We start from the raw sequence: 21,416 nt of genomic DNA, 5'->3' as shown, positions 1-21,416 counted from the left end.
GAAGGCTAACATCCCTTCGGTCTCCCACGTCCAACGGAACGAAATTCGGTTACTCGACGGCTAAGGACGCGGGTAGCGCACGTTGCTGTTTGGGCGAATCCTCCGGTGACGCGGCCACTGCAGTCACAGCCAGAGTAATTGTGCGTGCAGCGTGTCCCCTACTTCGAGGACACGGTCCTCGTCAACGAGGCCAGCATCGATCGCCATAGTCACGGCCGTCTCGCCGACGATGTTCGCAACGCTGGCTCGTCGGAGGCCGTCGATCGCTGCGGCTTCGTCGACCTCTTCGGCCTCGGGGCCGCCGTAGAACGACTCTGTCACCTCCAAGGTGACCGGTCCCTCCGCGTACGTCTCACCGAGACAGTCGCGATCGCACAGTGACACCAACAACCCCTTCGGCGTCTCTCGTTCACGGAGGAGCATCGTACCGGTCGGTACCCACTGCTCATACATCCATCTGTCGGCTGTCCGCCCGGGCAACCACTTTGAGCGTGGGCGTCGATCGTCTACGTATGGAGATCGAGACTGTTCAGGGTGACATCGCCGCACAGTCCGCTGATGCGCTCGTGAACGCTGCCGGCACCAGCCTCCGCATGGGCAGCGGGGTCGCCGGCGCGTTGCGTCGCGAGGCAAACGGCCCCATCAACGAGGCCGCCATGGCCAAAGGACCGATCGACCTCGGCGAGTCCGCCGTCACGGACGCGTTCGATCTCGACGCCGATTACGTCATCCACGCCGCAGCGATGCCCCACTACGGCGACGGCCGTGCGACTCGGGAGAGCATCCATACGGCGACAAAAAGGGCGCTGGAGACCGCCGAAGAACTCGGCTGTGAGTCGATCGTGCTCCCCGTGCTTGGCACCGGCGCTGCGGGGTTCGATTTTGAAACAGGTGCAAAAATCGTCTGTCGGGCGATCGATCGATTCGACGCCGACACCCTGTCTGCGGTACGGGTGATCGCGTACACGAACGCACAGTACACAACGCTTGAGCGGGTCGCCGAGATCGTTTAAACAGGGCGGTTACTGACCACTTCGATGCTGCTCGATCAGTTCGTCCTCGGCCTCCGCGCGGAGTTCGTCGGCCTGTTCCTGGACTGTTTCGGCCTCCTCGTAGTTGCCGAGTTCCTCGAGCGCCACCGCCTTCTCTTCTAACACTTCGGCGCTTCGCATTCCCAGCCGGATCGCGTTGTCGAAGGCGTCGACTGCATCCTCATAGAGCCCGCGCTCGGAGAGGAAGAAGCCACGATTGTACCACGCCTGCGGCGATCGCGGATCGAGTTCGACGGCGCGTTCGGCGTGGTCGAGCGCCTGTTCGGTCTCGCCGAACTCCCACAGCGAGTACGCCAGGTTCGTCTCTGCGTCCGCAGCAAACTCCGAGTCGTCATCGATCCGCAGCGCCTCCTGATAGGCGCCGATCGCCTCGTCGTACTCCTCCAGTTGGGCGTGGGCAACACCTTTGTTCACCCACGCCTCCTGGCTCTCGATGGAGTCCTCTTCGGCAAATCGGGCGGCACGCTCGAACGTCTCTGTCGCCTCCTCGTAGCGGTTGATCCCCATGTACGACAGCCCGACGTCGATCAGGGTCTCCACGTCGACGCTGTCGGCGTTGATGTTGCGCCGATCGAGGATGTCGGTCAACACCCGCGAGTCGACCGGATCGACCTTCGTTGGATCAACTTTCAGCTCCGGTGGATCCAGCGTGAACTCGTCGTAGTCCTCGTCGACGCCTTGGCCCTCCGAAAAGCGGTGGCGGCGCTCGCGATCATCAGTCATACCCTACTCTACCGCCGGAACCCGGGTAAGCGTTACGTCGTTGGGCGCAGAATCCACCGATATGCGGTGTTTCGTTGCGATCGACCTTCCTGAGACGCTCGCCGACGCGATCGGCGACGCACAGGAGCGCTTTCGCGATGCGGCGGGACTACGGTTTGTTGATCCCTCGCAGGCACACATCACGCTGAAATTTCTCGGCGACGTCGATCCGGACCAGACGGCGGCCATTATGAACGCGATCGAGACTGCGGTCGCGGCGGCAGGCGTGGGGCCGTTCCGGTGTACGCTCGGCGGATTCGGTGCATTTCCGTCTCCGGAGTACATCACCGTTGTCTGGGCCGGCGTCCACGAGGGAGCTGAGAGGGTGTCAGCGCTGCAGGAGCCGATCGAACGAGAACTCGTCGCCGTCGGATTCGACCCCGAGCAACACGAGTTCACGCCGCACGTCACGCTGGCGCGGATGGATGACGCGCGCGGCAAAGACCGTGTCCAGCGCGAACTCGCCGCTGACGCCTCGATCGGCGGGTTCGAGGTCAGTGAGGTACGGCTCAAAGAGAGCGTGCTGGGCGAGGATGGCCCGACGTATCGAACGATCGATCAGATTCAGCTGCCGGCGGATACAGGCCCCTAATCGGAGATATTGACTGCCAGCCACGGTGAGAGTGAAATCGGCGGTGACTCGCGGCGAGATCTTTCGTTTCGTCCGATCGGGTCCCCACTTTCACCTTGGCTCCGGGGAATGATTAAGTACTCTGAGGATCGCACTCTTGACAATGGCTGATGAGCCCGAGGGTGGGATGCTGTCGTGGGACGAGACTGTGTTCCGCAACGAACGGGTCTTCGAGATTGATCACCTCCCGGAGACGTTCCGCCACCGCGAGAGCCAACTCGAGAGCCTGAAGTACGCCCTCCGGCCTGCCGTCCGTGGATCACGCCCGCTGAACACAATGATCCGCGGTCCGCCCGGGACCGGCAAGACGACTGCGGTCCAGAAGCTCTTCGGGGAACTTTCCGGGCAGACGGACGTCCGGACAGTACGGGTCAACTGTCAAGTCGATTCGACGCGCTACGCCGTCTTTTCACGGCTGTTCGAGGCGATCTTCGATTACGAACCGCCCTCCTCGGGTATCTCATTTAAAAAGCTCTTTGGGCAAGTCGCCGATCGGCTCGTCGAAGACGACGAGGTTCTCGTGGTCGCACTCGACGACGTCAACTACCTCTTCTATGAGAACGAGGCCTCTGATGCGCTGTACTCGCTGCTTCGTGCCCACGAGGCACATCCGGGGGCCCGGATCGGCGTGATCGTCATCTCCTCGGATCTCTCTTTGGAGCTGATGGACGAACTCGACACGCGGGTTCAAAGCGTGTTTCGTCCGGAGGAGGTGTACTTTCCCGTGTACGACGTCGATGAGATCGTCGATATTCTCCGTGAGCGGGCCACCCGGGGCTTTCACGACGGAGTGCTCGGTGCTCCTGAACTCGATCGCATTGCCGAGTTGACCGCCGAAAGCGGCGATCTCCGGGTCGGGATCGACCTCATGCGCCGGGCCGGCTTGCATGCCGAGATGCGCGCGGCCCGGACGATCGCGATCGAAGACATCGACGACGCCTACGACAAGTCCAAACACGTACACCTCTCCCGGCGGCTTCGTGGGCTTTCGGAATCCGAACGCGCGCTCGTCCGGGTCGTCGCTGACAATGACGGCAAACTCGCTGGCGAGGTGTTTGACGCGTTCCATACCGAGACAGGGCTCGGATACACCCGCTACTCGGAGATCATCAACAAGCTCGACCAACTCGGTATCATCACTGCCGAGTACGCAGACGTAGAGGGTCGAGGGCGCTCGCGAGAGCTCTCGCTGTTGTACGATTCTCAGGCCGTGCTTGATCGACTGAAGTGACCGGCGGCGATGTGGTCTGTGAGCCGATTGTCGGCGCTCGGCACGAAGCTCTTTTTGTCTCCACGAGAATCGACTGCCATGAAAACCGAAGGCGGAAACGACGACGCAAAGCGCCGGGCCGGTGAGGCCGCTGCCGCCGCGGTCGAAGACGGCATGATAGTCGGGCTTGGCACGGGCAGCACGGCTGCACACGCTATTCGAGCGATCGGGCGGGCAGTCGACAGCGGGCTCGATGTCCGCGGCGTGCCGACCTCGTTTGCCGCCCGGGAACTCGCCCGGGAGCACGCAATTCCGCTCGTCCCAGTCGCCGACACCGAGCAGATCGACCTCGCCATTGATGGCGCCGACCAGATCGTTCCCGCGACCGGTGCGTGCATCAAAGGCGGCGGCGCTGCCCATGCTCGTGAGAAGATCGTCGCCGCCGCAGCCGATCGGCTTTCGATCGTCGTCGATCCGTCGAAAACCGCCGACGTGCTCGACCGATCAGTTCCGATCGAGGTGCTCCCGGCCGCTCGGACGACAGTTGCGGCGGCGGTGGCCGCTCTCGATGGCGAGGCGACACTCCGGCGAGCCGCGCACAAAGACGGCCCTGTCGTCACCGACAACGGGAATCTCGTTCTCGACTGCTCGTTCGGTCCGATCGACGATCCTGCCGCCCTGGCTACAGAGCTTGCTTCGCTCCCGGGCGTGCTGGAACACGGGCTGTTCGTTGGCCTCACAGACGTGATATACGTGGGCACCGCTACGGGAGTCGATCGGATCGAAATCGACCGGTGAACGGAGGCCGCTCACCGGTCAAAAAGGGGTAAAACCGCCTTACAGGTCGCGCGGCTGGACGGTCTTTCGGTCGTTCTCTTCCGCGCGTCGGGCGGCGTCTTCGAGCAGCTCCGCAACTTCCTCATCGAGCGCGTCGTAGAAGTCCGAAGCGACGTTTTTGTCGGCCAGCGCTTCCTTGACGGCTGCTTTGACGATAAGATCTGCCATGCAATCGGTCGTACCGATTCCGGCTTAATAAGGATTCCCATACTGTTCTGCCGAAACTACCGAATACCGTCGTTTTGAGGGCTGTACACCGGTACGTTTAAATACGCGAACGCCCCGCAAGCGCGTTCCGACATCGATCGACAGCTTCGACACCCTCGATCGCCTCTCCGATGGCATGCGAGAGATCTTACGCGCGGTTGCTGACGGCGAGCGCAGCGTTGCCGAAGCGGAGGCCGAGCTCCGCGGGTACGCGACCACGGAGTCCGGTCGGTTTGACGCAGCCCGTGAACGTCGCCGCGGAATCTGTGAGGCGATCCTTGCGGACGGCAAATCCGAAGCACAGCTCATCGAACTCGCCACGACGGCGCTCGAGACCACTGGGCGAGCGATCCTCACCCGTCTCGAACCCAACGTGGCCGCGGCGCTCAAGACACAGCTCACGGCAGCGACGATCGACCACAATGTGCAGGCTCGAACACTCGTCGCCCGGGCAGATGGGGTTGAGCAGCCGTCGATCGACGCAACGGTCGCTGTCGTCACTGGCGGCACCGCAGATCTCCCGGTCGCGGGGGAGGCAGCGGCGATCGCCCGCGAGAGTGGGCCAACGGTCGAGCTCATCTGTGATGTGGGTGTCGCAAACCTGACGCGGGTTGTCGATCAACTCGATCGACTTCGCCGCGCGGACGTACTCGTCGTCGCGGCCGGCCGTGAGGGCGCGCTGGCGACGGTCGTCGCAGGATTGGTCGATGCGCCGGTGATTGGGCTACCCGTGAGTGTCGGCTACGGCGCAGGCGGGGACGGCGAGGCGGCGTTCTACGGGATGGTACAGTCATGTACGGCACTTTCAGTCGTCAATATCGACGCGGGCTACACGGCGGGGGCGCAGGCCGGACTCATCGCGCGAGCGATCGCCGAGGCGCGATCGAGCGGCACCGAATCGTCGAGTCCAAATTCCGACAAATGAAGAGTATTTGAGCCTGTATCCCCAATATATTGCTGCCGGCAGCGGTTGAGTGCCGGTCCAACAGATGCCACGTTGTGACCACTGCGGGGGACACGTCTCTGACCGCTTCGCTCGCGTCTTCGCCGACGAGCACGGCCGGCTCAACGCCTGCCCGTCCTGTTCGGCAAACGCCGGAATCGCCGAAGCGGCCCGTGACCGCTCCCGCATACAAAACCAATAACTGGGCCGCGGATCCAACCGCTCCACAAGAGTGTCCCCGATCGCCGGTGGCGAGACGGGGACTGGGTGTGGGCCACGCGGTTCCAACGACCCGAATTTTTTATTACACCGCACGAATCAGCGGCTGTGAAATCGCACTACGTCTACGTCCTCGAATGTGACGACGGCACGTACTACACCGGATACACCACCGATCCCGATCGGCGCCTCGCCGAACACAACGCCGGTACCGGCGCGAAGTACACCCGTGGTCGAACACCTGTCTCGCTCGTTCACCTCGAATCATATGCCGACCAATCGGCCGCAATGACCCGCGAACACGAGATCAAACAGCTCCGGCGATCGGACAAGGCGGCGCTCATTGAATCGTCCCCGGAGCCAGAGCCAGCGCGATCGACCGACAGGTGATCACTCCCGGCCATGCAGTCGTTCGGCCGCCCAGACGACCTGACGGGCGACGCGTTCGAGTCGTTCCCTCGTGTCGGCGTCGACGATACGATCGCCTTCGACCTTTCTGGACGCCTTTCTGAGCCCCACCTGTTCTGGGACAGTCCACCCATGTACTCCCCGGACAGTACTCCGCATGTGTTCGAGGGCTGGACCGTAGGAGCCGCCACCGGCGGTCGCAACCAGCCCAACCGCCGTGTTTTCGTACTCGGATTTGCCACAGTAGTCGTGGAAGTTTCGGAACGTCGAGGAGTACGAGCCGTGATACACCGGCGACCCGAGAATCACGCCGTGGGCCGATCGAACTCGTGCACACAGCGCGGCTGACTCGCCTTGCTCGTCGCGATCGGGATGGTACAGCGGAAGATCAACGGTCCCCAAATCAAGAAGGTCCGGTTCCGCTCCGACATCGGCAGCGGCGTCGAGTGCGTGGGCGATCGCTGCTCGGGTGGTGCTTTCGGCCCGTCGACTCCCACAGACACCGACGATTCGTGTCATGCCCAGAGTCCGTTCTCCGTGCGAAAAAACACACCGGCATCCGAACGGGACCTCGATCGAGCATCATCCCATTTTATTCCGGATCGTCTCATGAGATGTCGTATGGACAAAATTGCGTTTGGGACAGACGGCTGGCGGGCGACTCTCGACACCTTCACCGACGATCGGCTCCGGATGGTTGGACAGGCGGTTGCAACCCACCTCACCGAAGCCGGCGACGACAGGGCGGTGTTCGTCGGCTACGACGCACGAGATACCTCAGAGGGATTCGCAGAAAGTCTCGCGGAGGTGCTTTCTGGCAACGGCTTCGACGTGTATCTCCCCGAGCGAGACTGCCCGACGCCGACTGCGGCGTATGCGATCGTCGATCGCGACCTCGCTGGCGCGCTCATGGTCACTGCCTCGCACAATCCCCCGGAGTACAACGGCGTGAAGTTCATCCCCGACGACGGCGCGCCTGCCCTGCCGGAAGTCACCGAATCGATCGAGGCGAACCTCGCCGAACCCGATCTGCTGCCCGAAGCCGAACGCGGGAGTGTCACTCGCGTCGATCCAGTCAAACCGCACGCCGACCACGCCCACGAACTCGTTGCAGAACACTTCGGCGAGGTCGATCTGTCTAGGCTGACCGTCGTCTACGACGCGATCCACGGCAGCGGCCGCGGCGTCACCGACGCACTCCTCGAGTCCGCTGGCGCGACCGTCATCAGTCGTCGCAGTGAGCGTGATCCGACGTTCGGCGGCGGCTCGCCCGAACCGAGCGCAGAGAATCTCGCCGAGTTGGCCGACGCGGTCGACGAACACGATGCTGACCTCGGTGTCGCAAACGACGGCGATGCGGATCGGATCGCGATCTGTACCCCCGAGGCGGGCTATCTCGACGAGAACCTGTTTTTCGCCGTCCTCTACGACGCGCTGCTCGATGGCGAGGCAACAACCGAACAGGGGACCAACGGGGCAGTCCGAACCGTCTCGACGACGTTCCTGCTCGATCGGATCGCAGAGGCCCACGGCGAGTCGATCGTCGAGGTACCCGTCGGCTTCAAGTGGGTTGCCCAGGGGATGGACGACGACGGCGTCATCGTCGGCGGCGAGGAGTCAGGTGGGTTCTCCGTTCGCGGACATCTCCGCGAAAAAGACGGTGTGTTGATGGCGCTGTTTGCGGGTGCGATCGCTGCGGCCAAGCCGTTCGACGATCGGCTCGACCGACTTGCCGAGGAGTACGGTGAGATCCACGCCGACAAGATCAGTGTCGACTGTCCCGACAACGCGAAGGGTGCGGTGTTGGACGCACTCGAGGCAGCACTGCCCGAAACGGTTGCCGGCAAGGAAATCGACTCGATCGTCACAAAAGACGGCTTCAAACTCCTGCTCGAAGACGGCTCGTGGCTGCTCGTTCGGCCAAGCGGGACCGAACCAAAGCTTCGGATCTACGCGGAGGCATCCAGTCCCGAGCGTCTCGACGCGGTACTTGAAGCCGGCGAGGCAATTGTCCGTCCGGTTGTCGACGCCGAACTCGACTGATCGGGCTCGACCGTCGAGCGCCGATACCACACGATCGTCGGCGGCCGAACGTGGTCCCGAAAGCGGTCGAATCGGGTGTATTTTTAGGGGGTGATTACGTAGCGAATGGTATATGTTCAAGGCCATCGTGAGCGCGTCGACGCTCCGGGACGCGCTCGACTCTGTGAGCGTGCTGGTCGACGAGTGCAAGATCCGGTTGAATGAAGAAGACCTCTCGATTCGAGCCGTTGACCCGGCCAACGTTGGCATGGTCGATCTCACGCTCGACGCCGCGGCGTTCGAGTCCTACGAGGCCGACGGCGGCGTTATCGGCGTCAATCTCGGCCGACTCGAGGATATCGCCGGAATGGCGAACAGCGGCGACCTCGTGCATCTCGAACTCGACGAGGAGACGCGGAAGCTCCACATCGAAATGGAGGGGCTGTCCTACACGCTTGCACTCATCGATCCCGATTCGATCCGACAGGAACCAGATATTCCCGAACTCGATCTGCCGGCATCGATCGTCGTCGAGGGCGCACAGCTCGATCGCGGGATCAAGGCTGCGGACATGGTGTCCGATCACATCGCGCTCCGGGTTGATGAGGCTGAAGAGGCGTTCTACATCGAAGCCCAGGGCGACACCGACGACGTCGATCTCAAGCTCGAACGCGAGGACCTGATCGACCTCACCGCCGGGCCCGCAAACTCGCTGTTCTCGCTGGATTACCTCAAAGACATGAATAAGGCGATCCCGAAAGACACCGAGGTGACGATCGACCTCGGCGAGGAGTTCCCCGTCAAACTGCACTACGAGTTCGCCGAGGGCCTCGGTCACGTGACCTACATGCTCGCGCCGCGGATCCAGAGCGACTGAGCTGCTGATAACTTTTTGACTTAGGCTTCGCCCATCGGTATCCGATCGCCACGTGTGTCCCCACGGACCCAGACGTACTCGCACTCGCCGAGATCGAACTGAATAGTCTCATCTTCGATCGCGTACGATCCCGGGCCGACGATCTTCGTCGCAGCGTCAGCAGGAACCTCGAAGGGGATCTGCACCTCTCGTCGGTCGGTCGCGGCATTGTGCGCAGCAATGAGCACCGTGTTGCGAGCGTCCATGCGGTGGACGAACACCTCTTTTGGGGGGACGTCGAGGATCGAGTAGGATCCCGAGCCGATTTCGGGACACATCGTTCGGGCGTCAATCAAGGCCTTGATCCGGTTGAGCAACGATCCCGGATCGGCGAGTTGCTCGGCAACATTGAGCTGCTCGTAGCTGTACTCGCCCTCGTCGATAACGGGATTGTAACACGCTTCTGGCGCTGCGGTCGAGAAGCCGCCGTTGTCGTTGGCAGACCACTGCATTGGCGTCCGGACCGACTCGCGTTCCGGCAACGAGATATCTGCACCCATCCCAATCTCGTCGCCCGATAACAACACGGGCGTCCCACGGAGAGAGAACATGAGGCTGTGTGCGAGCGCGATCCGATCGTGATCACCGGCGTAGAGATCCGCGAGCCGAAGGCGGTGTCCGCGATCGAAGATCCACGAGTCTCCCTCGTCGTCGCCGAAGAACTGCCGTGCGTGTTCGAACGCCTCACCCGGCAGTTTCAGGAGATTGAACTCGTCGTGGTTCCGCAGGAAGTTCGCCCACTGGCCGATCGCTCCGAGGTCCGGAAGCTGCTCATTCGCGCGGTACATGGGCCACATATCCTTGACGGCGATAGCGTACGCCATGTGCTGGTTCGTCACGAAGTCGAACAGCATATCGAAACCGTCGCCGTCGGCGAAGTACTCCCGGAGGACTTCGGGCTGATCGTCCGCTTCCGCCAGCAGGATTGCGTCCTCGCGTTCGTCGCGGACGACCGACTTCATCTCCTCGAATAGACCCATCCCGATGTCGGGCGTCACTGCGTTGTGGCCTTTCGGGTGCAACATTGGGTGAGCCGCGTCGATCCGGAAGCCGTCAACACCGATCTGCAGCCAGAATCGAAGCACGTCGTAGATTTCCTCGCGCACCGCCGGATTCGCGGTGTTGAGGTCGGGCTGGTGGTGATAGAACTGGTGGTAGTACCACTTGCCCGCTACTTGGTCGTGTGTCCAGACGCCATCCTCGCGATCGGGGAAGATGTTCGGGTGTGAAAACGCCTCCTCGGGGTGTTCGGTCCACAGATAGTAGTCGTGATACGGCGAGTGTGGGTCCGATCGCGCCCGCTGGAACCACGGATGCTCCGAGGAGGTGTGGTTGAACACCATGTCTGTCAGGATCCGAATCCCACGGTCGTGGGCCCGATCGACGAGTTCTCGAACGTCCCCGAGCGTCCCGAGACGATCGTCGACGCCGTAGTAGTCGGCGACATCGTAGCCGTTGTCTCGCAGCGGGCTCGGAAAGAACGGTCGGATCCACAGACAGTCGACGCCCAGTGAGTCGAGGTAGTTGAGCCGATCGATCAGTCCCTGAAAATCACCCCAGCCGTCGCCGTCGCTGTCGTTAAACGTCTTCACGTCGAGCGAATAGATCACTGCATCCCGAAACCACGAAGTCGCAGTCGTCATTGCAACGACGGTCATCGGAGAGTTACTTAACCGCTGGGTATCGTGGCGATCAGCGCGATCGCGGTCAAGGCAGGCGACACGATCGGTTTCGCTGGGCGCGAGTACATCGGTCCTCCCGGATTTGAACCTCGCCGAGACATTCCTGCTCGCTTCGCTGCGCGGGCTGTGACTCGTCTGATTCAAACGCGTATGCTACTCTCCCACGGCTCACTGTCGTTCGCCGGGGAATGGGCCCTACCGGATTTGAACCGGTGATCACCCGGTGTCTCATCCCACCGATCGCGTGCCGGCGGAACTATGAGCCGGGGGCTTTAACCAGACTAAGCTAAAGGCCCGTTGTCCCCACATTTTTGATGCCGCCTATTGAGCCTATCGGGAGCCGATGACGCAAACGCGATCGCTCAACGACCGGTCCGCAGAGAACAACGCCGTCGCCAGGACTCGAACCTGGGACCACCTCGTTAACAGCGAGGTGCTCTACCAACTGAGCTACGACGGCTCGCAGTCGTTCGTTTCGCCGTGGCATAATTAGGGCTTTCGTTTTCACCCCACGGAAGCGACACGCTTTCACACGCGCCACAGAAATCGAGAGTATGGACTCCCTCGATCGCGTCTGCGAGACTGTCCTCGATCGCGTCTCGCCGGATGCCGACGAACGCGATCGTCTCGATCTCATCGCCGCCGAGCTGACGCAGGCAGCCGACCGGGCGATTTCGACGCTGCCGGTTGACGCCGAGGTTATCCGCGTTGGGAGCACCGCCCGAGGGACGTGGCTCGCTGGCGATCGAGACATTGATCTCTTCGTCCGATTCTCGCCGGAACTTGATCGCGACGACCTCGAACGCTACGGCCTGCAGATCGGTCATACCGTGTTGCCTGACGGGCACGAGGAGTACGCCGAACACCCGTACGTCACCGGAACGTACGAGGGGTTCGACATCGATCTCGTCCCGTGTTATGCCGTCGAAGACGCGTCTGGATTAGTTTCAGCGGTCGATCGAACGCCATTTCACAACGAGTACCTCGCTGCCTGTTTGACCGACGAGCTCCGCGAGGCAGTCCGGGTCTGCAAGCGGTTTTTCAAGGGGATCGGCGTCTATGGGAGCGATCTCAAAACCCAGGGTTTCTCGGGCTATTTGACCGAGTTGCTCGTCGTCGAACACGGTGGCTTTGCGCCGCTCGTCGATGCAGCCGCGGAGTGGCGGCCGCCGGTCGTCTACGACCCTGAATCCCACGGGACGAGTCACTTCGACGACCCGCTCGTCGTCATCGACCCCACGGATTCCGATCGCAACGTTGCCGCAGTTGTCTCCGCGGAGAACGTCGCACGGCTCCAACACTACGCTCGAGAACTCCGCGCGGACCCGCAGCTCGAACTGTTCTTTCCACCCCCGGTCGAGCCGCTTTCACCCGCCGAACTCGACGCGCATCTGCGTCGCCGCGAAACAGCGGTCCTGGCGATCGTCTTCGAGACACCGGACATCGTCGAAGATCAACTGTATCCACAACTGCGAAAATCGCGTCGTGGACTCGTTTCAGAACTCGACCGCTGCGGCTTCGGCGTCTGTCGATCAACCACATTTGCAGACACGCAATCGGTCATCCTCGTTGAACTCGAAACCGACACTCTCCCAGCAATCGAACGTCACGAGGGGCCGCCGGTCCACGTGAGACCCCACGCCGAAGGGTTCACTACTGCGTACGAGTCAACCGCCGACGTCTACGGGCCGTTTCTCGACGGCGATCGCTACGTCGTCGAACGACCTCGTGAGTTCACTGACGTCCGTGCGCTCCTCCAGAGCGATCAGATCTTTGAGGTCGGGCTGGGGACGCACATAGAGTCTGCGCTTGAATCCGGATACGACATCCGCTCGGGCGATGAGCTTTCCACACTCTGTGAGCCGTTTGGTCGAGCGCTTCGGGAGTACTTCGAACCGACGCCCTGATCATGGCACCCGTCGGTCACTAACAGCTTGGTCGCTACAGATCGAGAGCCGTGCGTAGCTCCGAGACGATCGCCTTGGTCTTGTCAGTGGGGTCATCCTCACACGGCATCGGTTCGCGGCCATCGAACGTCTCGTGAACGATCGAAACCCCCTCAGACAGGGTATCGAGGCCGTACCCTCCCTCCAGGACAAATGCCAGCGGCATATCGAGCGACGCCTGCAGTGACTGCATCCGCGCGGTCATGAGCGCGTATCCCTCTGTCGAGACTCGCATCCGCGAGATTGGGTCGTGTTGATGGGCATCGAACCCCGCGCTGATGATGACCAACTCGGGCTCGAAGGCCTCGAGCGCGGGTGCGATCGCTTCGTCGATAACGTATAAAAAATCCGCATCCCCGGCACCGGCAGCCAGCGGTGCGTTCAGTGTCGTCCTCTCGCCGTCTCCGGTTCCGATCTCGTCTCGGTCGCCGGTTCCCGGGTAGAGTCCGTCTTCGTGGATCGACGCGTAAAACACGTCGTCGCGGTCGTAGAAGATGTCCTGGGTACCGTTGCCGTGGTGGACATCCCAATCAAAGATTGCAACTCGATCGATCCCGGTGTCGTCGATCGCCGCCTGGGCGGCGACAGCCGCGTTGTTGAAGAAACAAAACCCCATCGCGTCGTCTTCGACGGCGTGATGCCCTGGTGGGCGACCGATCGAAAACGGCGTTTGACGCCCGTCAGCGCCGTCTAGTGCTTCCATCGCGGCCCACTGTGCCAAGCCCGCGCTCTGTAGCGCCGCTTCCCACGTCTTCTCGACGGCGATTGTGTCTGGATCCCAACTGCCTCCACCGGATGCACAAAATTCCTGGACCTCTTCGACATACGCAGACTCGTGAACTGCCTTCACCGCGCTCGCGTCTGCGCGGTCGGCGTCGTGATAGGAAACGCCATGGCGTTTCTGGAGGCCGCGTTTGATCGCGCGGAGCCGATCGGCTGATTCGGGGTGGCGTTCACCGGGATCGTGTGCCAAACAGAGGTCACTGTAGCCGAACTGCATTACTCGAAGAGTGAAAAGTACGTCTCGATGTCTTCTGCTTGTACGGTTCGTCTGTCCGCGTGATGTGCGAGCTTTGTTGCCGCCCGGGCAACGTTGTCCGCGTAGTCTTCGAGGATGTCTGCGAGGGCAATCCGTGCCTCCATTGACACCCGATACTTATCGTCGATGTCGAGTCGCGCGATCCGATCGACGGGGGCGATCGGCAGTTCGAGTTCGTCACGGGCAACGACTTGCTCGACGCCAAAATCGCTCGCCATCAGCGTCTTTCGGCCGTCAGCTTCTGCAACCGCAGCGGCTTCACGGGCCAGAGAGGCACCCCGACGTTGAATCCGACGCGCAAGCTCTTTGGCTGCACCGGCGCTCACCCGCAGCGACCCGGCGTTGCGCCGGATGATCGCATCAACAGGCGCGAACGGCAACTCAACGCTCATACGCACATACGAGTTCGATCGGCGTATAATCCTTTCCGTTGCGCCGCCGCAGTTCCTCAAAAGACGTCTTCGGCCTCGATCGTTCCGTCCGCTTCGGGCCCTCGAACCGTGATTTCCTCGCCGAGGCGTACGGACTCGTCGGTATTGACGCTCCACGTCTCGTTGCCGTTCATCAACACGACCGGGTCACCAGCCTGAACGACCGTTCCGGTGATTTCGATCGCCTCGGCTGTGACCGCGCCTCCACTCTCCTCTGCGGACGTTGTCGCTGCAGAGTCTATTGCGTCCGAACTAGCATTACTGTCTTCGAATGTGTCCAACCCAACGTTGTCGCTGCTGGCCTGCGACGCAGACGTTTCAGCGGACTCACTTGAGGCGGACTCCGGCTCAAGCACGCTTACCGCCGATCGCCAGCCCGCAGAGGCTTCGAGATCGTCCTGCCAGCCCTCTTTGATTTCCACGTCAGTGAAGACGACACGATCAGCCAAATCAATATCCGTATCGGCTTTTCCACCCCACATCGCGACCCTGATGTCACCGGTATCGTCTTTGATTCGGACATTTCTGACCTGCCCCTCTGAACCGTCGTCGCGATCGAACGTCCGCTTGGGATCGGCTTCGATTACGCCGCCGGCGATGTCGACAGTCTGGCCAATTTCGAGGTCTGCGATGTCTGTCGTCTCGGGGATGTACTCGATCGGGTCCTCGAGCGGTTCGATTGTCCCGCGGGAGCCCAGGTGTAGCTCGATATCTCCATCGCGATCGCGGACATAGCCGTCGATGACTTCGATCGACTCTCCGCCGTCGAAATCGTCCACGCGATCGGCCTTCTCGTCCCAGAGAGTGAGTCGAACGCGGCCGGTCGGATCACCGAGTGTCATGTTCGCAACTTTCCCTTCGGAGCCGTCGTCTCGTGAGAACGTCCGGACGGTATCGACATCGAGAATCTTTCCTTTCAGTGTCACATCCGAGGCACCAAGCGTGAGGTCTTCGATGCGGTAGGTGTCCATCACGGGTACGTCGATCTCGGCGTCTTCGTCGGGTTCAACCTTGTTGGCGCTGACCTCGACGCCATTGTAGCCGTCTTTCGGTCGGCCGGCGATCCTGAGGATATCACCAACCTCCAGTTCGCCGGGGTCGTCTTCGGTGCCGACCGCAGCCATTGCAACCTCATCCCACAGTGAGACTCTGATCCGACCGGTCTCATCGGCGACCTCGACGTTGACAACACGGCCGTCCTCGTCGTCGCCTTCCCGTTCGAACGTCCGGAGTTCGCCGATCGAGACGACCTTGCCCATGAATTTGACGTCGTCCATCCCAGGGGCAATGTCGGCGATCCCGTTGACTTGCTCATCTTTCAGTTCATGAGCAATCAACATTGCAGCGGTTTCCTCGTCGGCGAGCCCCGCCATCTCCTCGACCTTCTGTTCGACTGCGTCGGCGAACTCCTCAAATGACACGTCGGTGTCGAGGTCGTCGTAGGCGTCCTCTATGGCTCCCATATTCGTAGCTTGTGGCAGGGCCAGCCTGCGGTTAAACGTTGTCCTTGGCCGAGGTAGCCCCGAATTTCTGCGGTCCCGATCGCAGCTGTGCGTCGCATATCTGCCGGTGAGTCGTAATCGAATAAAAACCGCTGGATCAACCGTCAGGGCCGGTCTGTGGTTGCGACAGCCGATCGACCGTTCACATCGTCGTGAGTCACCTGAATCCGCGTTGGGTCACCTGACGAGGGGACACGCAGCCGCAATTCATACCTGATGTTGATCAGCACCTCCGTACACGCCTCGTTGTCGTCGGCATCGACGAAGGTTTGGACGACGACGTCGAGAGTGCCGTCTGCCGTCGTTTGCGTGAGTGGGACGAGCCGGGCGTCTGCACAGCCGTTTCGGCCGACAATGCACCCCTCGATCGCGATCGACTCGTCGGCCCACTCGATCGACGCTGATTCGGGGTTCTGACAGCTGCCGCTCGTCTGGAACGATTCTGCGGTGATGTCAGGCTCGCTGTCGTCGTCTGAATCGTCCGCATCGTTCGCTTCGTCTGGATCGCTTGAATCGTCCGTATCGTCTGAGTCGTCCGTATCGTTCCCGGTATCGTCGGGGCCAGAGCCGTCATCATCTGTGCCTCCGGGACCCGACCGTGTGAGACAGCCTGGCACTGAGCTGATCAGGAGGGCGATCGCAGCGCGTTGGAGGACCGATCGACGGAGGCGGTTCATACGTACGCTGTCGCTTCCTGAGCACGAAAAGGTCGCGTACGCACAAATGGCCGTTTGTCTCACCCGCTGCTACGCGAGCCAGCGCGGTCCATCTAGCGTGTCGATTGAGCGCACACAGTCGCCGGACCGTAACCGTCTTATGTCGGTGCCGGGTACTCTTGATTGAGTCCTGGTAGGGTAGTGGACTATCCTCTTGGCTTGCGGAGCCAGGGACCGGAGTTCAAATCTCCGTCAGGACGCTTTTCCAAACACAAAGGCGACGAGCGATAGCGAGTCGCCCGTGTTTGGAAAACGGACACCGGAGATTTGAGCAGAGAGCGAACGCAGTGAGCGATCGAGTTCAAATCTCCGTCAGGACGCTCACTTCGTTCGCGCCCTGACGTGGTCCACGCTCGCAAACTCGCGTGGACCTCCGTCAGGACGTTTTTAACACAATACTCCGAGCGGAGCGAGCGGTAGTGTTGAAAGAAACTCAAGGAGCTTTGAGCAGACAAGTTGCAGCCCGGAACGGCGCGAAGCGCCGCACGCCTGGAACATCTTGGCGAGTTCAAATCTTCTTCAGGGCGCTCACTACGTCCGCGCTCTGACGTGGTCTACGCTCGTAAACTCGCGTAGACCTCCGTCAGGACGTTTTTTCACACAACACTCCGAGCCGAGCAAACAGTACATAGTAAAACTCTCGGGGGATCTGAGCGGAGAGCAAACCCAGTGAGCGATCGTCGCCGTTTTCCACTCGCTGGCCTTCCATACAGCCATGGACCACGTGCTCCGGGCAGGGATCGCCGTCTACAACGCCGGTGAGTTCCACGCCGCCCACGATGCCTGGGAGGACCGGTGGCTCGAACTTGACTCTGGGAGTGATGACGAGCGGCTTCTCCACGGGCTCATCCAGTTCACTGCGGCAATTCACCACGCCCGATCGCGAAACTGGAGCGGCTGTGTCGGCCTCTGTTCGAGCGCGATCGGCTATCTCGAGCCGCTCGGCGAGCAGTATCGCGGCGTTGACGTCGCTCGCATCCGATCGATCCTCCGGGCGTTTGCGGCCGATCCCGAGCGGATCGAACGACAATCCCCACCAAAGCTCCGCCACCGAGGTACCGTGGTAACTGTTTCGACGTTACGAATTCCTGAACTGACGATCGCCGCGGCCACGATCGCCGGTGAGGGGGAGTACGACCGCTCGATCCTCGATGATGCGGGCACGTATGCGGCCGAAGAGGCCGATCGCGGGCAATCGCGGTTCGCCGGGCTGTTGACCGAGTTCATTCGCAACCGCGATCGACGCGCGGTCGTTTACGACCGCCTCCAAAGCCACGTTGAGCGCCGGCGCGCGAGGGAGGACGACGTCTCGGGACTGTTCGATGGCACAGACGAGTGAGGGATCTATCCGTTCGGCACCCGTACCGATCGTATGGCCTCCACCGACTGGACTGCGATGGATATGTCAGAGATGCACGATCAGACGGTCGTCGTCACCGGCGCGAACAGCGGCCTCGGCTACGAGGCGACCAAAGCGTTTGCTCGAAAGGGCGCGCGCGTGATCCTCGCGTGTCGCAGCGTCGATCGCGGCAAAGACGCGGTGCAATCGATCCGCGAGGAGATCCCGAACGCGTCGCTCGCAGTCGGTAAGCTCGATCTCGCGAGCCTCGAATCGATCCGTCGGTTCGCGGAGAAACTTCTCGAGGAGGACACGCCGATCGACATCCTCTGTAACAACGCCGGCGTGATGGCGATCCCCCGAACAGAGACCGAAGACGGCTTGGAGACCCAGTTTGGCGTCAATCATCTCGGCCACTTTGCGTTGACTGGGTTGCTCCTCGATCGAATTCGTGACACTGACGGCGAAAGCCGGATCGTCACCCACAGCAGTGGCGTTCACGAACGCGGTGCGATCGACTTTGATGACCTCCACAGCGAGCAATCATACGACAAGTGGGACGCGTACGCCCAGAGCAAGCTCGCGAATCTGCTGTTTGCCTACGAGCTCGATCGCCGCCTCACGCAGACTGACGCCGACACCATCTCTATCGCCTGTCATCCCGGATACGCTGCCACGAATCTCCAGCGTCGCGGACCCGAAATGGAGGGGTCGCAGCTCAAGACGGCGCTCATGGGCGTCGCAAACGCGCTCTTCGGACAGCCGGCCGAACAGGGCGCGTGGCCGTTGTTGTACGCCGCGACGCATCCAGAACTGTCCGGCGGCGAGTACGTCGGGCCCGGCGGGCTGTTGAACATGCGCGGCGCGCCGACGATGCAAGAGTCGAGCGATCGATCCTACGACGAGGCGGACGCCGAGCGGCTCTGGGACGTCTCTACGGAGCTCACTGGCGTCAGCTACGACTTCTGAGCTGTTGCGGCGGTTCGACTCACTGCTCTCTTGGTGTTCCGTCAAGATGGTACGCCGCGGAGTTATCCTGTGGATCGTACCCGAGTATCTCTCGGGCACGATCGATCGAGTAGTACTTTCGATCGTTATCGGAGATCCCGTAGACGATTTCGAAGCCGTAGTCCGCGAGGATACACCGTTCGAATAGGTGTGCACAGTCACGGTGAGAGAGCCACATTGCCTGCCCGCGCTCGTAGTTCCGCGGCGGGTGTTCTTTGGTGAGATTACCGATCCGGACCGCGACCGTCGAGAGGCCGTACTCGTCGTAATAGTATCGACCGAGGAACTCCCCGGTCGCCTTCGAGACGCCGTAGAGATTACCCGGTCTGGGCAGTTCGGTGCCGTCAAGACGGTACTCGTCGGTCTCACGGTACAGATCCGGTGTTCGTTCCTCAGTCTCGTACGCACCCACCGCGTGGTTCGACGAGGCAAACGCGATCTTTTCGACACCCGCATTGTGGGCTGCCTCGTAGATCGCCTGCGTGCCATCGATGTTGTTTTTTAGTACGCTCGTCCACGGTGCCGTCTTCCGTGGGTCGCCCGCGAGGTGAATCACGACACCTACGCCAGCCATCGCGTCTTTGATCGCGCGCCGATCGGTGACGTCAGCGACCGTTACCGCCGATCGATCGACTCCGTCGGGCAGTTTCTTGTCGGTCAAGGGCTCGCGGTCGAGCAATCGCCAGTCGTACGCGTCACCGAGGTGCTGCAAAATGGCCTGTCCGACGCGTCCGCCGGCCCCGGTGAGCAGGACTGGTCGATCCATTCGTTCGTCTAACCGTCGAGCGAGCGTAAGTAAGACGCGGTTTTCTTCTGTGTACCTCTGGGAGGCATCATCTTCGGCCCGGTCGACACCGATTAACGGCCGCAGGTGAAACATCGCACATGCCAACCGATCGCGAGCAGGCGTGTTTCGAAGCAGGAATCAAGTTTGGATCGCTGTACCACCAGTTTGCGGGCACGCCCGTCAGCCCCGACAGTACCCGAAGCCTCGAGCGTGCGATGGCCGAATCGATCGAAAACCAGCCGTTCTGTGCGTCCGTTACCGTCGAAATCGACGACGAGGCTGTCGCGGCAGCGATCGGCCACGAAAACGGTTATACCGAACTGACTGGCTCACTCATGGAGGTCGAGATGCGGATCGAACGCGAGGGGACGACCGTTCGGACGCGGATGGAAATGGAGGAAGGGTATCCGTTGATGAAACTCGTTGCAGTCGAAGAATAATCACGATGATCGCCGAGGCACCGAACTGAAACTGATCGGTCGACCGCGTCCGAAAGGCAGTCTCTCGGCTCGATTGCTTATATTTCACTTTCGCTTTTGGGATCGGGTTTAAACGGCGAGCGGTCGAATACTCGCGTATGAGCCAAGCGACGTTCGACGACGACGAGCTGTTCAGCGAGGCTGCAAACGAGATGCGCGGCGACGTCGAGGACCACCTCGACGCGGCAAAGGCCGCCCTGCCGACGACCGAGGACTTCTGGGCCGTCGAAGCCGACAACGTGTTGGGTGCGCTGAACGCGCTAAAGGGATCGCTCGATCTCGGCGACGCCGCTGACGAACTCCGACAGGCCAAAAAGTGGTACGCGATCGGCGAGCGTGCGGACGCCTTCGAGGATGCAGAGGACCTCGAAGCCGAGCTGGAGACCGTTGAGTCGTTGTTCGAACAGATCGAAACGACCCGAGAACAGGTCGCCACGCTCGCGGGGACCGTGCCACAGCTCAAGGGCGCATTGGACGAGGCCCACGCCGATGGGGCGGACGACGACGACGCGTAATACTGCGTGCGCTCACCCGACCGGATACCGATCGACGTCGCGATTTTTGACCGCAGCTAACAGTTCGACGAGTGCGTCAGCCGCGCTTTCTAACAATTCTTCGCCGAGTGCTGGGTCACCCTCACTCGGATCGCCGACGACTCCCGAGTCGGTGAACTCACTGGAGTCGTGTGCCAGATTGACGCCGGCAACCCACTCGCCCCACCGATCGCTTCCGTCCGCAGCCGCCTCCTCGACGCGATCCTCTCGCACCAGTTCCGGATGGGTATGTCGCAACAGTCCCGTCTCCAGCGGCCCGGCGTGGCCCATCCGCTTCGTGTGCTCGCCGACCGCGTTGAACCACGTGAACGCGACGGCGTAGGCATCTTCGTGGCGTGATACCGTGGCTGCGGTCTCCGCCAGCGCGTCGATGTTGCCACCGTGGCCGTTGACGATGACGAGCCGATCGATTCCGTGAAACGCCATGCTCGCAGCGGTTTCGCGGACGTACGCCCGGAAGGTGTCAGGAGAGACCCAGAGCGTGCCGTCGAAACGGCGGTGTTCCTCGGCGATACCGATCGGAATCGGTGGCGCAACGGCGACCGGCGAACCCGTCTGTTCGCAGTACTGATCGGCCGCCGCCTCGGCGACTGACTCGGCGTGCAACAGATCAGTGCCGAGCGGTGCGTGTGGCCCGTGTTGTTCGGTGCTCCCGACTGGAATCATCCCGAGTGTAGGGTCGGCGTCGCGGACGTCCGTCCACGTCGCCTCTGTCAGCTTCATACA

The 21,416-nt window shown here is 61.6% G+C and carries 25 protein-coding genes and 3 tRNA genes; 15 read left to right on the top strand and 13 right to left on the bottom strand.

Annotated features, from left to right (window positions below; all coding sequences use genetic code 11):
• Positions 1–123: 123 nt before the first annotated feature.
• Entirely contained in the window at positions 124–423 is a 300-nt protein-coding gene (locus E5K03_RS16720; protein ID WP_138007928.1) for a DUF424 domain-containing protein, read from the bottom strand.
• Positions 424–512: 89 nt separating this feature from the next.
• On the opposite strand from E5K03_RS16720, the gene E5K03_RS16715 reads away from it, so the two are divergent.
• Complete coding sequence (locus E5K03_RS16715; RefSeq protein ID WP_138007927.1) at positions 513–1,013, top strand: macro domain-containing protein; 501 nt, start codon at positions 513–515, stop codon at positions 1,011–1,013.
• Positions 1,014–1,022: 9 nt separating this feature from the next.
• Here E5K03_RS16715 and E5K03_RS16710 read toward each other — a convergent pair whose 3' ends face one another.
• On the bottom strand, positions 1,023–1,775 hold the full coding sequence (locus E5K03_RS16710) for a tetratricopeptide repeat protein (protein ID WP_138007926.1): 753 nt from the start codon (positions 1,773–1,775) through the stop codon (positions 1,023–1,025).
• 61 nt (positions 1,776–1,836) lie between these two features.
• On the opposite strand from E5K03_RS16710, the gene thpR reads away from it, so the two are divergent.
• From thpR to rpiA, 3 genes are all read left to right on the top strand, one after another.
• Positions 1,837–2,406 (top strand): RNA 2',3'-cyclic phosphodiesterase, encoded by a 570-nt coding sequence (gene thpR / locus E5K03_RS16705; RefSeq protein WP_138007925.1) that lies wholly within the window; start codon positions 1,837–1,839, stop codon positions 2,404–2,406.
• Between the two features lie 142 nt (positions 2,407–2,548).
• On the top strand, positions 2,549–3,676 hold the full coding sequence (locus E5K03_RS16700) for an ORC1-type DNA replication protein (RefSeq protein ID WP_138007924.1): 1,128 nt from the start codon (positions 2,549–2,551) through the stop codon (positions 3,674–3,676).
• 78 nt (positions 3,677–3,754) lie between these two features.
• Positions 3,755–4,453: a ribose-5-phosphate isomerase RpiA gene (gene rpiA, locus E5K03_RS16695; RefSeq protein ID WP_138007923.1), complete on the top strand. Its 699-nt coding sequence runs from the start codon at positions 3,755–3,757 to the stop codon at positions 4,451–4,453.
• Positions 4,454–4,492: 39 nt separating this feature from the next.
• Here rpiA and E5K03_RS16690 read toward each other — a convergent pair whose 3' ends face one another.
• Positions 4,493–4,660 (bottom strand): DUF1931 family protein, encoded by a 168-nt coding sequence (locus tag E5K03_RS16690; protein ID WP_137197702.1) that lies wholly within the window; start codon positions 4,658–4,660, stop codon positions 4,493–4,495.
• Positions 4,661–4,835: 175 nt separating this feature from the next.
• Here E5K03_RS16690 and larB point away from each other — a divergent pair, with 175 nt between their 5' ends.
• From larB to E5K03_RS16680, 3 genes are all read left to right on the top strand, one after another.
• Positions 4,836–5,624 (top strand): nickel pincer cofactor biosynthesis protein LarB, encoded by a 789-nt coding sequence (gene larB / locus E5K03_RS16685; RefSeq protein WP_138007922.1) that lies wholly within the window; start codon positions 4,836–4,838, stop codon positions 5,622–5,624.
• Between the two features lie 64 nt (positions 5,625–5,688).
• Positions 5,689–5,844 (top strand): DUF7563 family protein, encoded by a 156-nt coding sequence (locus E5K03_RS17330; protein WP_171006723.1) that lies wholly within the window; start codon positions 5,689–5,691, stop codon positions 5,842–5,844.
• 125 nt (positions 5,845–5,969) lie between these two features.
• Positions 5,970–6,251, top strand: a complete 282-nt coding sequence (locus E5K03_RS16680) for a GIY-YIG nuclease family protein (RefSeq protein WP_138007921.1) — start codon at positions 5,970–5,972, stop codon at positions 6,249–6,251.
• Here E5K03_RS16680 and E5K03_RS16675 read toward each other — a convergent pair whose 3' ends face one another.
• Entirely contained in the window at positions 6,252–6,788 is a 537-nt protein-coding gene (locus E5K03_RS16675; protein ID WP_138007920.1) for an NADPH-dependent FMN reductase, read from the bottom strand.
• A gap of 102 nt (positions 6,789–6,890) precedes the next feature.
• Between E5K03_RS16675 and E5K03_RS16670 the strand changes: the two genes are divergently transcribed.
• Together E5K03_RS16670 and E5K03_RS16665 are read left to right on the top strand one after the other, a co-directional pair.
• Positions 6,891–8,312 carry a phosphoglucomutase/phosphomannomutase family protein gene (locus tag E5K03_RS16670; protein ID WP_138007919.1) on the top strand — a complete coding sequence of 474 codons (1,422 nt, stop codon included), beginning with the start codon at positions 6,891–6,893 and terminating at the stop codon, positions 8,310–8,312.
• 112 nt (positions 8,313–8,424) lie between these two features.
• Entirely contained in the window at positions 8,425–9,168 is a 744-nt protein-coding gene (locus E5K03_RS16665; RefSeq protein ID WP_138007918.1) for a DNA polymerase sliding clamp, read from the top strand.
• 20 nt (positions 9,169–9,188) lie between these two features.
• Here E5K03_RS16665 and E5K03_RS16660 read toward each other — a convergent pair whose 3' ends face one another.
• The 3 genes from E5K03_RS16660 to E5K03_RS16650 form a co-directional block, all read right to left on the bottom strand.
• Complete coding sequence (locus E5K03_RS16660; protein WP_138007917.1) at positions 9,189–10,850, bottom strand: alpha-amylase family protein; 1,662 nt, start codon at positions 10,848–10,850, stop codon at positions 9,189–9,191.
• Between the two features lie 228 nt (positions 10,851–11,078).
• Positions 11,079–11,185 (bottom strand) — tRNA-Ile (locus E5K03_RS16655).
• 91 nt (positions 11,186–11,276) lie between these two features.
• Positions 11,277–11,349 (bottom strand) — tRNA-Asn (locus tag E5K03_RS16650).
• A gap of 94 nt (positions 11,350–11,443) precedes the next feature.
• On the opposite strand from E5K03_RS16650, the gene cca reads away from it, so the two are divergent.
• A complete protein-coding gene (gene cca, locus E5K03_RS16645) occupies positions 11,444–12,796 on the top strand; it encodes a CCA tRNA nucleotidyltransferase (RefSeq protein WP_138007916.1) in 1,353 nt (450 codons plus the stop codon).
• Between the two features lie 34 nt (positions 12,797–12,830).
• Here cca and E5K03_RS16640 read toward each other — a convergent pair whose 3' ends face one another.
• From E5K03_RS16640 to E5K03_RS16625, 4 genes are all read right to left on the bottom strand, one after another.
• Positions 12,831–13,835 carry a histone deacetylase family protein gene (locus E5K03_RS16640; protein WP_138007915.1) on the bottom strand — a complete coding sequence of 335 codons (1,005 nt, stop codon included), beginning with the start codon at positions 13,833–13,835 and terminating at the stop codon, positions 12,831–12,833.
• Positions 13,835–14,266 carry a histone gene (locus tag E5K03_RS17805; protein WP_138007914.1) on the bottom strand — a complete coding sequence of 144 codons (432 nt, stop codon included), beginning with the start codon at positions 14,264–14,266 and terminating at the stop codon, positions 13,835–13,837. The genes E5K03_RS16640 and E5K03_RS17805 overlap by 1 nt, the downstream gene beginning before the upstream one ends.
• A 56-nt stretch (positions 14,267–14,322) precedes the next feature.
• Positions 14,323–15,768: a single-stranded DNA binding protein gene (locus E5K03_RS16630; RefSeq protein WP_138007913.1), complete on the bottom strand. Its 1,446-nt coding sequence runs from the start codon at positions 15,766–15,768 to the stop codon at positions 14,323–14,325.
• Positions 15,769–15,911: 143 nt separating this feature from the next.
• Positions 15,912–16,484 carry a hypothetical protein gene (locus E5K03_RS16625; protein WP_138007912.1) on the bottom strand — a complete coding sequence of 191 codons (573 nt, stop codon included), beginning with the start codon at positions 16,482–16,484 and terminating at the stop codon, positions 15,912–15,914.
• A gap of 166 nt (positions 16,485–16,650) precedes the next feature.
• Here E5K03_RS16625 and E5K03_RS16620 point away from each other — a divergent pair.
• The 3 genes from E5K03_RS16620 to E5K03_RS16610 all read left to right on the top strand — a co-directional run bounded on the left by E5K03_RS16620 (position 16,651) and on the right by E5K03_RS16610 (position 18,831).
• Positions 16,651–16,723, top strand: a tRNA-Arg gene (locus E5K03_RS16620).
• A gap of 515 nt (positions 16,724–17,238) precedes the next feature.
• The gene (locus E5K03_RS16615) at positions 17,239–17,862 is read left to right on the top strand and encodes a DUF309 domain-containing protein (protein WP_138007911.1); all 624 of its coding nucleotides are present in this window, start codon (positions 17,239–17,241) and stop codon (positions 17,860–17,862) included.
• A 33-nt stretch (positions 17,863–17,895) separates the two neighbouring features.
• Positions 17,896–18,831: an oxidoreductase gene (locus E5K03_RS16610; protein ID WP_138007910.1), complete on the top strand. Its 936-nt coding sequence runs from the start codon at positions 17,896–17,898 to the stop codon at positions 18,829–18,831.
• Positions 18,832–18,850: 19 nt separating this feature from the next.
• Here the strand turns inward: E5K03_RS16610 and azf are convergent, their stop codons facing one another.
• Positions 18,851–19,636, bottom strand: coding sequence for an NAD-dependent glucose-6-phosphate dehydrogenase Azf (azf, locus tag E5K03_RS16605; protein ID WP_138007909.1), 786 nt, complete (start codon positions 19,634–19,636; stop codon positions 18,851–18,853).
• Positions 19,637–19,755: 119 nt separating this feature from the next.
• On the opposite strand from azf, the gene E5K03_RS16600 reads away from it, so the two are divergent.
• Both E5K03_RS16600 and E5K03_RS16595 read left to right on the top strand, forming a co-directional pair.
• A complete protein-coding gene (locus tag E5K03_RS16600; protein WP_138007908.1) occupies positions 19,756–20,097 on the top strand; it encodes a dihydroneopterin aldolase family protein in 342 nt (113 codons plus the stop codon).
• Positions 20,098–20,234: 137 nt separating this feature from the next.
• A complete protein-coding gene (locus tag E5K03_RS16595; RefSeq protein WP_138007907.1) occupies positions 20,235–20,651 on the top strand; it encodes a DUF5790 family protein in 417 nt (138 codons plus the stop codon).
• Between the two features lie 12 nt (positions 20,652–20,663).
• Here E5K03_RS16595 and E5K03_RS16590 read toward each other — a convergent pair whose 3' ends face one another.
• On the bottom strand, positions 20,664–21,413 hold the full coding sequence (locus E5K03_RS16590; RefSeq protein WP_138007906.1) for a creatininase family protein: 750 nt from the start codon (positions 21,411–21,413) through the stop codon (positions 20,664–20,666).
• Positions 21,414–21,416: the final 3 nt, after the last annotated feature.

It is taken from the genome of Halalkalirubrum salinum (genome assembly GCF_005543295.1).
GTDB lineage: Archaea > Halobacteriota > Halobacteria > Halobacteriales > Haloferacaceae > Halalkalirubrum > Halalkalirubrum salinum.
Note: the sequence above shows the minus strand (reverse complement) of the source record. Positions and strands in the feature narration are given on the sequence as shown.